This window comes from Actinoplanes derwentensis (assembly GCF_900104725.1).
GTDB classification, from domain to species: domain Bacteria; phylum Actinomycetota; class Actinomycetes; order Mycobacteriales; family Micromonosporaceae; genus Actinoplanes; species Actinoplanes derwentensis.
The window spans coordinates 2,768,282-2,783,721 of the sequence record NZ_LT629758.1 but is presented as its reverse complement, the minus strand read 5'-3'; the positions used below and the strand labels follow the sequence as shown (position 1 = coordinate 2,783,721).

At 67.8% G+C, this 15,440-nt stretch carries 10 protein-coding genes and 1 pseudogene; all 11 read left to right on the top strand.

The genetic code is table 11. The annotated features are described in order from the left end of the window. Positions 1–17 precede the first annotated feature (17 nt). Positions 18–569 carry a class I SAM-dependent methyltransferase gene (locus BLU81_RS12600; RefSeq protein WP_092544530.1) on the top strand — a complete coding sequence of 184 codons (552 nt, stop codon included), beginning with the start codon at positions 18–20 and terminating at the stop codon, positions 567–569. A 71-nt stretch (positions 570–640) separates the two neighbouring features. Next, on the top strand, positions 641–820 hold the full coding sequence (locus BLU81_RS12595; protein WP_092544528.1) for an FxLD family lanthipeptide: 180 nt from the start codon (positions 641–643) through the stop codon (positions 818–820). Positions 821–915: 95 nt separating this feature from the next. Further along, complete coding sequence (locus tag BLU81_RS12590) at positions 916–3,918, top strand: lantibiotic dehydratase (protein WP_092544526.1); 3,003 nt, start codon at positions 916–918, stop codon at positions 3,916–3,918. Beyond that, on the top strand, positions 3,915–5,147 hold the full coding sequence (locus BLU81_RS12585; protein ID WP_092544524.1) for a lanthionine synthetase C family protein: 1,233 nt from the start codon (positions 3,915–3,917) through the stop codon (positions 5,145–5,147). Before BLU81_RS12590 ends, BLU81_RS12585 begins: the two co-directional genes overlap by 4 nt. A 20-nt stretch (positions 5,148–5,167) precedes the next feature. Further along, complete coding sequence (locus BLU81_RS12580) at positions 5,168–5,977, top strand: thiopeptide-type bacteriocin biosynthesis protein (RefSeq protein WP_092544522.1); 810 nt, start codon at positions 5,168–5,170, stop codon at positions 5,975–5,977. After that, complete coding sequence (locus BLU81_RS12575) at positions 5,977–7,062, top strand: hypothetical protein (protein ID WP_092544520.1); 1,086 nt, start codon at positions 5,977–5,979, stop codon at positions 7,060–7,062. The genes BLU81_RS12580 and BLU81_RS12575 overlap by 1 nt, the downstream gene beginning before the upstream one ends. Then, entirely contained in the window at positions 7,059–7,436 is a 378-nt protein-coding gene (locus tag BLU81_RS12570; RefSeq protein ID WP_092544518.1) for a hypothetical protein, read from the top strand. Before BLU81_RS12575 ends, BLU81_RS12570 begins: the two co-directional genes overlap by 4 nt. Before the next feature lie 48 nt (positions 7,437–7,484). Then, positions 7,485–7,769, top strand: coding sequence for a hypothetical protein (locus tag BLU81_RS12565; protein ID WP_092544516.1), 285 nt, complete (start codon positions 7,485–7,487; stop codon positions 7,767–7,769). Between the two features lie 189 nt (positions 7,770–7,958). Beyond that, positions 7,959–9,011, top strand: coding sequence for a serine/threonine-protein kinase (locus BLU81_RS12560; RefSeq protein ID WP_092544514.1), 1,053 nt, complete (start codon positions 7,959–7,961; stop codon positions 9,009–9,011). A 188-nt stretch (positions 9,012–9,199) separates the two neighbouring features. Next, positions 9,200–11,869, top strand: a complete 2,670-nt coding sequence (locus BLU81_RS12555) for a DEAD/DEAH box helicase (RefSeq protein WP_231954462.1) — start codon at positions 9,200–9,202, stop codon at positions 11,867–11,869. Between the two features lie 2,953 nt (positions 11,870–14,822). After that, positions 14,823–14,933 (top strand): annotated as a pseudogene (locus BLU81_RS52055) (hypothetical protein); the annotation flags it as partial. Positions 14,934–15,440 lie beyond the last annotated feature (507 nt).

Below are 15,440 nucleotides of genomic sequence, written 5' to 3'. Positions count from 1 at the left end.
GGTCCGCATAAGTACCGATGCAGGGCGACGGGGCGAACACCGAACGGCTCATCCGGATCACCGCTGACGTCGGCTTGTACGTCGATCCCCAGCACGATCTCGACGTTGACGTCGAAGCTCTGCGGACGGCGTTAGCGGCTCCTGCGGTCGAGTTGTGGGCCGGCACGCCGTTCGACATGCCGGACGAACTCGCGATGTTCCAGCTGACCAACGGTGGCTCCGGCATGGCGATGATGCACGCCGCGCAGAAGGCCGTCGACGAGCATGTGGTCGAGCCCGCGGTCCGCCACGGCCTGCCGGTGCTGGTGCAGGGCGGCAGCTTCGCCTACCGGACCAAACGCGAGAGCACCCAGTTCGCCAGCGGCTTCGAGGCCGGGGTCCGCGCGTACGGGCCGCAGGCGCAGCAGGTCGGCGAGCGGATGCTCGACCTGGTCCGCGACTGGGGCACCGACCACTTCCGGCGCGGTGCCGCCCGGATCGTCTACTACCCGGCCGGTACCGACATCACCGGGCTGCCCGGATGGCGGTCGGTCAAACGCCACGGCGTCCTGGCCATCAGCTGGACGTGACTTGAGTTTCCGGTCCGTGCGAGGGCCGGAGAAACCCCATACCCCCTGTTCGAGACGAAGAAGAGGTTGTCATGACCGCACCCACGATCGACCGCACCACCGTCGTCACCCCGCCGACGGCCGACCAGCCCGACACCGACTTCGAGCTGGACATCACGTTCCTCGAGGCCGGCGACAGCGTCACCCACATCATCAAGATGACCGGCGACAACTGCGGCACCACCTGCGAGTCCGCCTGTACCAGCTGCTGACTGACGCCCGATAGCGGCCAGCGCGTCTCGGGTCCGGGAGTGCCGTTCCGGACCCGAGACCCCTGAGCCCGGATCTCAACGCAACCGGAGGTGCCGTGTACCGAAGCTTGCCCGACGCCGCGCTGATCAGAGCCGCCGTCTGTACGCCCGGTCAGGTCGACACGTGGCCGGACCTGACCGCAGGAACCACCGCATCCTGGGCCCACTGGCTCACCCGCGCCATGGCGATCCCCGGCTTCGCCGTCGCCGTGCACCACGCCAGCCCCGACCTGACCCGCCGCATCACCGCCGTCCAGAGGGGAACCGTGACCCCGCGCGATGCCCGGCGGGTGGTCCTGGCGGTCATGCGGTACCTGATACGCGCCACCGGCCGCGCCACCCCGTACGGGCTGTTCGCCGGGATCGCCGCCATCACCATCGCCGAGCAGCCCCACGCCCGGTTCGGCACCAACCACCGGGCGACGGCACGGATCCGTGCCGGCTGGCTGGAGCAGGTGATCGACCGGCTGGAGGCCGACCCGGGAATCCGCTGCCATCTGCTCGTTCGCCGCAACGACCTGTTGGTGGAGCGGGACGGTGAGGTGATCCTGCATCACCGGGCCGGAACTGATGCCGACGCGGCACCGGTGCACGTACGGGTTCGGGCCACCGGTCCGGTCACCGCCGCCCTTGCGGTCACCGCTACCCCGATCCGCGGCGGGGTGCTGTCCGACCGGATCGCCACCGAGCAGGGCGCACCCCCGCAGGTGGTCGATAGGTTGCTCGCCCAGCTGGTGGCGCAGCGGCTGCTCGTCACTGAACTCCGGCCGCCGGCCAGCTGTACTGATCCGCTGTCCGCACTGCTGGAGACGTTGGACAGGATGCCCGATGCCGCCGAGTCGGACGTGGCTGAGCTGGTCGACACCCTGCGGCGCCTGGCTAAACAGAAGCAGGAACACGACCACGCCACCGGCGCCGAGGCCGCCGCGCATAGGCGAGCGCTCGCTGTCACCGCCGCCACCGTGGCCGACCGCCCGGCGATCGGCGTCGATCTGCGCCTGGACTGCGAGATCTCCCTCCCTCCGGTGGTGATGGCCGAGGCGTGCCGGGCGGCGTCCGCGCTGACCCGCCTCGCAGTGCCGCCGCGTGTCGGATGGGCGGGATGGCATCGTCGGTTCCTCGAGCGATTCGGCCCGTACGCGCTGGTCCCGGTCCTCGACGCCGTCGACCCTGTCGGCGGGCTCGGCTATCCCGCCGGCTACGCCGGAGCAGACCCCGCCCCGTCGGTAACGGTGACCGACCGAGATCGAGCTCTACTCGCGGCGGCTCAGCGTGCAGCCCTGGCCCGGCAGCGGGAGATCGCACTCGACGACGCCACGATCACCACCTGGGCGTCACCCGAGCTGCTGCCGTCGTCGGTGCAGGTCACCACCGAACTGACCGTCCGCGTGCACGCCGACGACCCGGCCGGTCTACGTGACGGCCGGTTCAGCCTGTCGCTCGTACGGGTCTCGCGCAACGCCGGGACCAGCACAGGCCGCCTGCTCGACCTGCTCGACGTAGACGAGCAACACCGCTTCGCCACCGCATACGCCACCGGCACCCCACCGATCACCGACGACGCCATGATCGCCCAGCTCGTAGCACCGACCAGGTACGCGATCAGCATGGATGTAGCCCGCGCACCGCACGTCCTGCCCTATTTGGTCGCCCTCGGCGAATTCCACACCGATGGTTCGCAGAGGATCACGATCGACGACATAGCCATCACCGCCGACCCGCATCGGCTCTACCTGATCAGCCGGTCCCACCGGCGGCCGGTGCAGCCGGTCCCGGTCACCGCCGTCGAACCGGACCGGCAGATGATGCCGATCACCCGCTTCCTCGCCGAGGCCAGCACCGCCCTGGCCGCCCCCTGCCACCCGTTCGATTGGGGACCGGCGGCCCAGGACCTGCCATTCCTGCCCGCCCTGCGCTACGGCCGGACCCTGCTCAGCGCCGCCCGCTGGCGACTGACCCCCGACGACCTCTCACCGGACGAACCCGACTGGAGTGAACGGCTCCACCGGTGGCGCGAGACGGTCGGCTGCCCACCACACGTGTCACTCGGCAGCGGCGACCAGTGCCTGACCCTCGACCTCGACGAACCCGCCCACCACGAACTACTGCGCGACTACCTGCACCGCCAGCGGACCGCGGTGCTGCACGAAGCCCCCGCCCCAGCAGGCTGGATCGGCGGCCGGGCCCACGAGATCGTCATCCCTCTCGCCGCAACCACCCCACCCGTTCCCGCACCACGGCTACCCGACAGCGTCGTACGCGTCCGCGATCACGGCCACCTTCCCGGCAGCCACCGCACCCTACTCAAGGTCTACGCCGACCCCGCCGCCCAGGACCGCATCCTCACCACCCACCTCCCGGACCTGCTCACCCAGCTACCCGGACCGTGGTGGTTCCAGCGCTACCACGACCCCGACCAACACCTCCGGCTGAGGCTGACCGGCAACAACCCGGCCACCCTGCGCTGGTGGGTCCGAAGGCTTCGCGAACACGGTCTGACCAGCCGCAGCCAAGTCGACACCGACTACCCGGAGACCGACCGCTTCGGCGGACCTACCGCCTACCCCGCCGCCGAAGCGTTCTTCGCCGCCGACTCCGCCGCCGCCCTCGCCCAACTCACCGCCACCATCCAGCGCGGCGGACCCGCCGGGGCAGCGCTGACCGCGGCCAGCATGCTCGACCTGACCGTTGCGCTGCTCGACGACCTCGACCACGCCCGGCGCTGGCTCACCGACCACGTCGGCACCCAACGCCCCGCACCACAACGCACCCTCTACGAGCAGGCCGTCACCCTGGCCGACCCCGCCCACACCGCACTGACCGCACTGCCCGGCGGACATCAGATCCTGGCCGCCTGGCAGACCCGAGCCTCCGCCGTCCTGCGCTACCGCGACGCCCTCCACACCGCCGGCCTCACACCGGCCACCCTGCTTCCGGACCTGCTGCACCTGCACCACACCCGCGTCGCCGGCCCGGACCGGCCCGCCGAAGCCGTCTGCCTGCACCTCGCCCGCGCCGCCGCCCTGAGCTGGGCTGCCCGAGCCCGGAGCACCCCATGACCCTCACCACCGCAACCCGCCCCAACACCGGCGACCTCCTCGACACGATCGCCGCCCAGCTCGCCGATCCCGGCATCATCGACCGGACCGCCGGTGAGCGGACCAACCCCGCTTCCCTCGCCGGTGGAGCTGTCGGGATCGCCCTGCTCCATCTGGAACGGGCGGTTTCCGGGCGCGGCGATGAAGCCACCGCGCACCACTGGATCCGCGCCGCCACCGGCGACCCGGTCAGCGCCGGCCCCAACGCCAACCTGTTCCACGGCGTACCCACCCTGGCCCTGCTCCTGCACGCCGCCACGGCCCTCGGCGGCTATCAGCGCACCGCGGCCCTGCTGTCCGATCGAACCGTCGCCCTCACCCGTACCCGGCTCGCCGCCGCCACCGCCCGCCTGGATGCCGGACAGGCGCTGACCATGAGCGAGTTCGACCTCGTCCACGGCCTGACCGGACACGGCGTCTACCACCTACGCCGCCACCCCGACCATCCGATCACCCACGACGTCCTCACCTACCTGACCCGGCTCACCACACCCCTGGCAAGCGCTGGCGGACGTCCACCGTGGTGGCTGGACTCCGGACTCGGCGGCACCCCCGACCCCAGCTTTCCAGGTGGTCACGGCAACTTGGGGGTCGCCCATGGCATCAGCGCCGTCATCGCGCTGCTCGCTCTCGCCGTCACCACCGGCCAGCACCCGCCCGGCACCCTCGACGCCATAGCCGACCTGTGCTCCTGGACCGACCAGCACTGCCACCACGACGGCACCAGCTGGTGGTGGCCCCCGTACCTCACCGACGCCGCAGCGCGGGCAACGCCCTCGCGGCACCGGCCGTCCTGGTGCTACGGCACCGCCGGCATCGCCCGCGCCCAGCAACTGGCCGGACTCGCCCTGCACGACACCGTCCGGCAACACCGCGCCGAGGCCGCCATGCGCACCGCCGTCACCGAACCCGGCTGGCGGACCCTACTGACCGAACCCGGCCTCTGCCACGGCAGCGCCGGACTGCTCCAAGCCGCCTGGCGCACCGCCACCAGCAGCACCACCGCCACCGCAGCCCAGATCACCACACATCTGCCCGGCCTGGCCGACGACCTCGCCCACCAACTCCAGACCGCAGCACCGGACACGCCAGAGCTGATGAACGGCCTCGCCGGAGCCGCCCTCGCCCTGCACAACGCCCACACCGGCACCAACGCGACCGGCTGGGACGCCTTCCTCCTGCTCGCCTGAACACGCTTCCGGAGGCACCGATGTACGAGCCCGGCTGGCAGCAATTCACCATCGGATTCGCCGAGCACCGCGACGCCGAGCGAATCGCCGTCGCCCACGTCATCCCGATCCTCACCCACGCCGAGAACACCCAGATGATCGACGCCTGGTTCGTCGTCCGCAAAGGAACCCACTGGCGGCTGCGCTACCTGCCCACCCGCAGTGACGCGCCGACCGACATCACCGGTCACCTGCACGACCTTCGCCGTGCCGGCCACCTGACTGCCGTCACCGAAGGCGTCTACGAACCCGAAATCCACGCCTTCGGCGGACACAAGGCGATGACCATCGCCCACCGGCTGTGGCACCTCGACAGCCGTCACCTGCTCACCCGTCCACCCAGCCAGCCCCACCGCCGGGAACTGTCCATGCTGCAGTGCACCCAGCTGCTGCGCTCGGCCGGGCTGGACTGGTACGAGCAAGGCGACGTATGGGCCCGCGTCACCGCCCACCGCGACCCGATTCGGCCCGAACACCTCCGACACCTCCACGACCCGATCCAGCGGCTACTAACTGCCGACCCGGCTGGCCTCACCCACGATGGAGCGCCACTGGCAGCCGCCATCGAATGGCACGCCGCCTTCACCGCCGCGGGCCAAGCTCTGCGCCGCCTGTACGACTCCGGACAGCTGCACCGAGGTCTGCGCGACGTTCTCACCCACCACGTCATCTTCGCCTTCAACCGGCGCGGCATCCCCGAGAACGAACAAGCCGCCCTCGCCGCCGCGGCCCGCACGGTCATCTTCGGCGACGACCCCACACTCAGCGCCACCACGGCGACGGCAGCCTGATGGACGCCAGCACCACCCGCCGGTTCCCGCTGATCGCCCGGGCCCGGCCTGCCTGCACCCCACTGCCCGAACGCATCACCAGCCTGAGCACGCTCGCCGACAAAGCCACCACCGGTGACCTCGCCACCGCGTCCGCCGTCTTCAACCTCGCCGCCCTGATCGCATCCGACTGCGGCGACCACGACTTGGCCCACCACTGGTGCCATCGACTCGCCCACGCCACGCTCAGCCGACCCCACCCCGGCCGCAACGCCCTCGAACCCCTGGTCAACCTCGCCCGGCTCCGCATCCGCGACGGCGACGGCGCCACCGCCTGGACCATCCTCGAAACCCTCTACCAGGCCGTCGCCGACCACGCCACGGTCACCATCGACGGCATCACCATCGCCACCACCGCGCTCACCGCCAGCGCGACGGAGCACGCCGAGCTACGCCAATGGATCTGGACGGTCCTGCTCGGCACCGGCGCCCACGCACTGGCCTCCGCCAACCGCTGGGACGACGCCCGACACCGCCTCGAACAGCACCACGGCATCGGACACCGCATGCTCGACGGCCGCCAGATCGCCGTCATCTCCCACACCCTCGCCCGACGCCACCACCACGCCGCCGACCTGCTACGCACGACCATGCCCGGCGAACCGTGGGAAAACGCCGTCACCACCGTGTTGAACCTGCTCTGCACCACCACCGGCGCACACGACGGACCTCCATACCTGCCGAGCCGCCATCGCGCACCAGGCACAGAGGTGTTCTGGACACGCCACGACCTCAGCGTCATCGACGCCCTCGGCATCGACCACCCGACGGCCACAGCCATCGCCAACAACCTTCTGGACCGAACAAACGACGGGTACGCAGCCCGTGACATTCTCGCCCACCCAGGCTGTCACCACCTCTCCGGAAACCGACAGCGGCATCGCCTACTCAAGATCGTCAACGACTGCGGCCTCGACCGAGGACACATCCCCACAACCGGCCTGAACCGGATAAACCGGCTTCTCGACGCGACCGAGTCAGCCATCCGCAGCCCTGGCGGACCGATCGGATTGCGCAGCAGCCTGACGGCGGTCACACAACCGTGATCGACCCGGAATTCAGCGTCGACAACCACCAGCCGGACCGCACCTCATGGACTTGCCGCAGCTGCGGCGCCTCGTTCCCGTGCGCACCGGCACGGCAGGCACTGCGGGAACACCTCGGTTCCATCCCGCTCGCCATGTTCATGTGGGCGGCACTACGCACCGCCGTTGCCGACCTCGGCGACGGCGCCCCGCCCGCCGAGGACCTGTACGCCCGGTTCATCCGCTGCACCCGAACCGGGCCGCCGGGCCCGTCACCGCGATCAAAAACTGACCCGTGGCACGGCTACCACACCGTCGTCGCCGCACTGAACCGCACCAACAGCCTAATCGCCGGACACCAGCCAGTCTGTCCGGTATCAGCGCGACAGCGATGAATCGAAAGGAACGAGTGCCCGCGAGGCGTTGGGTCGTACAGTGACCGGGTGCTTCTCGCCTTCGACGTCGGCGTCACCGAGCGCCACCACGTGACGTTCTCGTTCAACAAGTTCTGGGGCAACCTGTCCATCAAAGTCGACGACGTCAGTGTCGTCCGGGCTGCCCGATTCGCCTCGATCGACCTCGTCAAGCGCTACGAGTTCATGGTCGGCACCGAGGAACAGCACCACGTCCGCATCGAGAAGCACCGAGAGCGGCTGTTCGCCGGATTCCGCCCACAACCGGTCTACGCCTACGTCGACGACCAACTCGTAGCCCAAGGCGTCGCGTAACCAGCACGTCTCCAAAGCCATTCGCCAGATACGACCGATGACGGTCCATGCACGCAGAGTAGTCGGGCGTATGTCGGTGCTCGCGGTCGCAATCTCATGACGCCGGGAACGGGTGCAATCCGTAGTGACCGTCCGTGACGGGCCATGATACGTTTCGACTTCCCAAGAGCGCGGACACGGGGCGGTGGCATGGAGGCTTTGCAGGCTGGTGATCCGCAGCAGGTCGGCCCATACGAGATCGTGGGCCGGCTGGGTGCTGGCGGTATGGGACAGGTCTTTCTCGGCGTCTCGCCAACGGCGGACCGCGTGGCCGTAAAGGTGATCAAGAGCCCGCTGCTCAACGACGCGGACTTCCGGGAGCGCTTCGCCCTGGAGGTCGTCAACCTCAAGACCGTGTATGGCGCTCGCGTCGCTCGGTTCGAAGGCGCCGGCTTGGATGACGAGCCACCGTGGCTGGCGGTGGAGTACATCGAGGGTCCGACGCTCCGGCAGCGCGTGGAACGCTCCGGCCCGCTGGATGTCACCCTGGCCGCCATGCTGGGCGCCCAACTGGCCGACGGGCTGAACAAGATCCATGAGGCGGGAGTCCTCCATCGGGACTTCAAACCACAGAACATTCTGCTCAGCAAAGAGGGGCCGAAGGTCATCGATTTCGGGCTCGCGAAGGTGCTCCTCGCCCGGGACCACCAGGTAACCGCGCCCGGACAATGGATCGGCACTCTGGCGTACATGGCACCCGAGCAGGTTCGAGCCGAGAGTGACCTGCTGCCGTCCACAGATGTGTACGCCCTGGGCGCCACGCTGGCGTACGCGGTGACCGGCCGCCCGTTGTACCCGGGGCCGCCTGGCATCGTGCTGGCTCACCGCATCAGCGATCCTGTGGTCCAGCCTGACCTGACCGGTGCTCCGGCGGAACTGGTGCCATTGTTGGGATTGATGCTCGCGCACGAGCCGACTGCCCGGCCTGGCGTGAGGGTGGTTCACGACCAGCTCATCGCGCTGGCTACGAGCAGCGGGGAGAGCGTGTCCACCATCCGCCGACGCCTGATCAAGGCGACGTTCGACGCGCCTCCATCGATCGTGGTGCCGCCGGAGTTGGCGGATCCGCGTGTCGACCCCGAGGATGCCGAGGACCGAGCGGATCCTATTCCCGAACCAACGCAACCCGAGCCGGTGGAGGCGGACGTGCGCTGGCTCGCCGAGGAACTCCGGGCCGCCTATGCCCGGGACGCGCGCTTCTGACGAGCTCGGACAGACAGCCATAAGAGATCACGGATGCGAGACACATGAGCACGGAACCCCAGTCACCGTTCCCGCCAGGGGCGCGGATCCTTGTACGGGACGAGGAGTGGCTGGTCAAGCGGGCCGTCCCCACGGACCATGACGGCACGAAGATCGAGGCGATCGGGGTCTCCGAATACGTCCGGGACATGCCCGCCACGTTCTTCACAAAGATCGACACGATCGAAGTGCTCCGCCCGGAGGACACCCTGCTGGTGACTGACAACTCGCCGCGGTTCCGGCGCAGTCGTCTCTTCCTGGAAGCGGTGCTGCGCCGGACGCCACTGCCACGCTCGGAACGTGGCCTGGCGTTGTCCGGGGGATTCGTCGCCGATCCACTGGTCTACCAGCAGCGGCCGGCCGAACTCGCACTCTCGGCGTTGCGCCCGCGAATCCTGCTCGCCGACGTGGTGGGGCTGGGCAAGACGCTGGAAATCGGCATGATCCTTGCCGAACTGGTACGGCGCGGCCGAGGCGATCGGATGCTGGTCGTCACCCCGCAGCACATCCTGGATCAGTTCCAGCGGGAAATGTGGACCCGGTTCTCGATCCCGCTGGTGCGACTCGACTCCAGCGGTCTGGAGCGTATTCAGCGCGAGATTCCAGCGGGCCGTAACCCGTTCACATACTTCCGACGGATCATCATCTCAATCGACACGTTGAAGCGGGTCGCCGAGTACGAGCACCACCTGAAGAACGTCTGGTGGGACGCGGTCGTCATCGACGAGTCACACAATCTGATCGGCGGAACCAGCCTTCGTAACCGGCTTGCCCGGCTACTCGCTTCCCATAGCGACGCCCTATTGCTGGCCAGCGCCACACCGCACAACGGTGACAAACGCTCATTCGCCGACCTGATCCGGCTGCTCGATCCCGCCGCTATCGCCGACAGGGACAATTACACGGCTTCGGACATCGCCCATGTCTACTTGCGCCGCACCAAGATCAGCCCGGAAGTGCGCGACCAGATCGGCGAGCAGTGGGCAGACCGAGGCCCGTCCGTGCCGACGCACTGCGCTGCCACACCGGCCGAGGAAGCGATCTTCCAGGAGCTGACGAACACCTGGCTGGCCAAGAACGGCGTCAGCACCGGTGCAGGGCGGCGCCTGCTGCCATACACAATGGTCAAGGCCTTCCTATCTTCGCACCGGGCCTTGGCCGACACCGTCGGTAACCGACTCGGTTCGTCGAACTGCACCGAGCCCGCCGAGCGCGCCGCGCTGACCCGCTTGCAGGCACTGACCGGCGCAATGTCGGACGATGACTCGGCGAAGTTGTCAGCCCTGGTCACACTGCTCACCGACATCGGCGTCAGGGAGAAGAGCGGTACACGAGTCGTGGTCTTCTCGGAGCGGGTGGCAACACTCGAATGGCTCGCCGAGGCCCTCCCCGCCCGTCTCGACCTATCGAAGGACGCCATCCGCGTTATGCACGGCGGGCGCACGGACACCGAGCAGCAGCAGATCGTCGAGGAGTTCTCGCTGGCCGGCAGCGACGTCCGTCTTCTGCTTACCGGAGATATCGCCTCCGAGGGAGTCAACCTGCACACCCAGTGCCACCATCTGATCCACTACGACCTGCCATGGAGCCTGATTCGTATCGAGCAGCGCAACGGCCGGATCGACCGGTACGGGCAGCGATTCCAGCCGCAGTTCGACGCGCTGATCCTCACCTCGGCGACGAAAGACGCGCTCGATGACCGGTCGGTTGCCGAGCATCTGCTCAAGCGAGAGGAAGCCGCCCACCGCAGCCTCGGTACCGCCGAAGCAGTCACGGGTGAGTATCTGCCGGAAAAAGAAGAGCGTCGCCTCGTCCAGGACCTGCTCGCCGGCAAGACCATCGAGCAATCCCTGGAGGCAGTCGAAGAGCGCGACGTACTGGCCGACCTGCTGGGTGGCATGGGCGACGCACCGCGCAACCCGACACCGGCCAAGGCGACCATCCCGACCCTGTTCGAGAGCACAGAGGCTTTCGTCGATCAGGCGCTGACCGAGGTTTTTGACGCCGCAGAAGACACCATAGGCCTGCGCCGCGAATCGGGCCTGCTCAGTTTCGACGTACCACCGGATCTCACGTCCCGGCTGTCCGACCTGCCACGTTCCTACCTGGCAGCACAGCGCACCGAGCGAGGATTGCGGTTACGGGTCACCTTCGACAGGGATCTCGCCCAGACGAAGTTGGTACAGGCGCGGCGGCTCAGCAAGACCGCATGGCCGGATGTCACCTTCGTCAGCGACGTGCACCCGATGGTCGAGTGGCTGGCTGACAAGGTGCTGCTCCGTCTCGGCCGCCAGCAGGCACCAGTGTTGATCGCTGACGTGCATGAGCCGACCTACCTGGTCCAAGGCGTGTACTGCAACCGCCTCGGCCAGCCGACCGTCGTCGACTGGATGGCGGTGAGCGGTCTCGCCGGAGAACCCACGATCAAGCCGCTGTCCGAGGCGCTCGCCGCAGCACGGGTCGGTCCGAACATGACCAACCCGCTGACGCCTCTCGACCTGGAGCAACTCCAGAAGTGGGTGCCGGCCGCGATCGACGCCGCGCGCATCCACCTGGCCGGTGAGCGACAGCGCTGGGACGAGATCGTGGAACAGCCGATCCGCGACTACCGCCAACAGCTTCAACGGTGGGTGCAGGAGAGCCTGTTCGGCGACGACCAGACCAGTGCGGGCCAGCGCACCCGCCGCAAACGTGAGGTCGAGACGACAGTGGCTGAGCAGGAGGAACTGGTCGGGCGGCTTGCGACCGACGGGGAACCGCTGCTGCGGTTGCTGGCCGTACTCGTTGCCCGGACCGATGAAGGGGCGGAGGGACGATGACGTTCGACGCGATCGCCAACCGCGGCGAATACCTGTCCTCGTACTACCTAGCCGAAGTCCTGCCGCGAGACCTGAAGAAGAGAGACGAGGGCCTGCTCGCCAGATGGGCGAAGGAGGAGAGCGACGGACGATCGACTCCTCGGGTCGGCATTCGGGCGCTGCGCCGCGACTACCTCGACGCGAAAAGGGACCTGGCCGACCTCGGAGACGCGGAGAAACGCAGCATCGTCCTGCACGATCTGCACACCACCATCCTCAGCTGGCTCGGCTATCTGGAACCCGGCACGACCCAACGCGAACCGGTGGCGATCACCGTGGAACGCGCCAACCACGAATACGAAGTCCTCGTCGCGCACTCCGAACCTGGCATCGTGGTCATCGAGTGCGGCTGGGCCACCGACCCGGATGAGGTCGTCGACCCCGACGAGGACGCCGGCCGACTCCGCCACCCGTTCGACCTGGACCGGCGGGAACACATCGACGCCGGATTCGCACTCGCTGCCTGGCTTTTCGGGGCGGAACACAACCCACCCCGTTATGTACTGATCCTCTGCGGCGGTGTGCTGGTCCTTACCGACCGGCTCACCTGGGGCGAGCGCCGATACCTCGCTGCGGCACTGGACACCGCGTATGCGCGTAACGACACCCGGAACGCCGGTGAACTCGACGTCATCGCCGCGTTGTTCAGCGCCGACGCCCTTCGCCCTCCGCCCGAAGGCGGTGCCGAACCGCTGGCTGGTCTCATCGCCGGCTCCCGCCAGAACGCAGCCGGGGTCTCCTCCGAACTACGTGAAGGCATCAGACTGTCGGTCGAGCACATCGCAAACGAAGTCCTGGCTCGAATCGCCCAGACCGGGGTCCGCCCCGAACAGCTCATGGAACCCGCCGAGCTCGGCCGGTCCCTCGCCCGCGAGGCCCTGCGCTACCTCTACCGCATCCTGTTCCTGCTCTATGCCGAAGCCCGGCCCGACCTCGGCGTGCTGCCGGTCGACTATCCCGAGTACATGGAGGGCTACAGCCTCGCCCGACTCGGCGACCTGGTCACCCGGCCACTGGTCGGCGAGGCCGCTGCCAACGGCTTCCACCTTTACGAGTCACTCGACCTGTTGTTCCACAAGGTCAACAACGGCTATCGGGAGCGCGGCACCGCCGAGGTCACCCGCACCACGAGCGAAAGCGAAAGCATCCGGTTCGAGCCGCTGCGCTCCAACCTCTTCCTGGACGGCGCGATCAAACACATCGGGCCGAAAGCTTTCACCCATCCCGACGACGATCCTGACGAGCCCGAGGCACGGACGATCGACACCAGGCTCCGCAACGCCACCCTGCACACCGTCCTTCGCCTGCTCATGCTCACCCGCGGCAACAAGAAGGAGCGAGGCGGCTTCATCTCGTACGCCCAACTCGGCATCAGCCAACTCGGCGCGGTCTACGAGGGCCTGATGTCCTACACCGGTTTCATCGCCGACGAGGACCTGTACGAGGTCGCCAAGAGTGGCGATGCCAGCGACGGCAGTTGGATGATCCGCGCCTCGACCGTCCACGCTTTCCCCGACGAGGTCTTCGTCACCCGCGTCGATGAGGAGGGCCGCCGCGATCGCGTGTATTACCCGGTCGGCAACTTCGTCTACCGGCTCGCCGGCCGTGACCGGCAGACCAGCGCCTCCTATTACACGCCGCCCTCGTTGACCGAGGTCACGGTGAAGCTGGCGCTCAGGCAACTCGTCGAGGAAAACCCGCCGCAACGTCCTGAGGACGTCCTCACCTGGACCATCTGCGAGCCGGCCCTCGGCTCCGGCGCGTTCCTCAACGAGGCGATCAATCAGGTCGCCGCCGAGTACCTTCGACGGGCGCAGGAGCGGGAAGAGCGAACCCTCGACCCGGAGCAGTACGCCGCCGAGTTGCAGAATGTGAAGGCGTACATCGCGCTGCACAACTGCTACGGCGTCGATCTCAATGAGACGGCGGTCGAGCTGGCCGAAGTGTCGATCTGGCTCAACGTGATGCACCGCGGGCTCCGCGCTCCTTGGTTCGGCCTCCATCTCCGCCACGGCAACTCCCTCATCGGCGCCGGCCGTCGCACGTACCCGAAGAAGGCACTGACCAAGCGCGCCTGGCTCAACACCGCACCACAGGATCGGCCGCTACGCGACGGCGATCTGCCAGCGGGGGAACTCCATCACTTCCTTCTCCCCGCCGACGGCTGGGGAACCGTGTCCAAGGAGAAGGAGGCTCGCGCCTGGGCCCCCGAAGATGCCGCGCGGCTTCGTGACTGGCGCAAGGGCATCCTGCATCCGGACACCAAAAAGTCGGCATCCCATCTCCGGCGTTTGGAGGGGCTCGCTGGACGAGTCGAGATGTTCTGGGATCTGGTCCGCCAGCGCATCAAACTGTCCGAGGACAAGATCCGCCGTCACATCGACGTCTGGGGCGCGACCGGCCTGCCTGATGCGGACGATTCTGCCCCGCGCGAGGAGATCCTCGCCGCGCTCGAAGCCGTCGGCGCGCCGTACTGGCGACTCAAGACCCTGATGGACGCTTGGTGCGCCCTCTGGTTTTGGCCTCTGGAACACGCAAATCTCCTCGACGGCACCGCTCCCGAATACGGGCAGGCGGCGACATCCGATCCAGGATCGAAGAGCGGCTCGTTCCGGAAGAGGCACCTCTCGTCGACGTGTGGGCAGACGGCGCCCTGTTCGGTCTCGCCGAACTCGGACTGCCCGAGCAGCTCACACTCCCTGCCCCGAGTAGGCCGCAGAAATTGCGGTTTAGCGAGGAGCGAATCACCCTACGGCTCGCCCGCAAGGTGCCCCTCGCGCGCCTGGACGACTGGCTTGACTTCTGCGAAGCCCTGCTCGGCACCCACGACGTCCCGGAGGACTCGTTCGTCGCCACCTTCGACAACCTCGAAACCCTTGAGGAGTACGAGGACGAATTGCTCCGGTGGACCGGGATGGAGACGCCTACCCGCGTTGCCGAGCGGTTCCCGTGGGCCCGCGTCGTCGAGGAGATCGCTGCCGGCCAGGGCTTCTTCCACTGGGAGTTGCAGTTCGCCCAAGTCTTCGCCGATGGCGGCTTCGACCTGCAGGTCGGCAACCCGCCGTGGGTGCGCCCGCAATGGCGAGAGGACCTTGTGCTTGCCGAGAGGGAGCCGTGGTTCCGTTTGGCGGATAAACCGTCGGTGCAGGATTGGAGTGAACGCAAGACGGCACTCCTGGATTCTCCCTCAAGCCGTAACTACTACCTCCGCGAGCTATCCGACAGCAGTGGCATAGTTGCATTCTTGGGGCACCCGAGTACCTTTCCGCTTGTCGAAGGTACCCAGCCAGACCTCTACCGAGGCTTCATGTGTCGGGTTTGGAGTCATCAGCGCGAGGGTGGGGCAATTGGGCTAGTTCATCCGGACACACACTTCGGAGGCGTTCGAGAAGCGCGCCTCCGAAGGGCCGCCTATCACCGACTCCGGGTCCACGGGGGTTTCATCAATGTCGGAAATTGGGCGTTCGATGACGCAAGTCGTAACGTTGAATTCGGAGTACACGTATACGGCTCTCCGCAAAGAATTGATTTC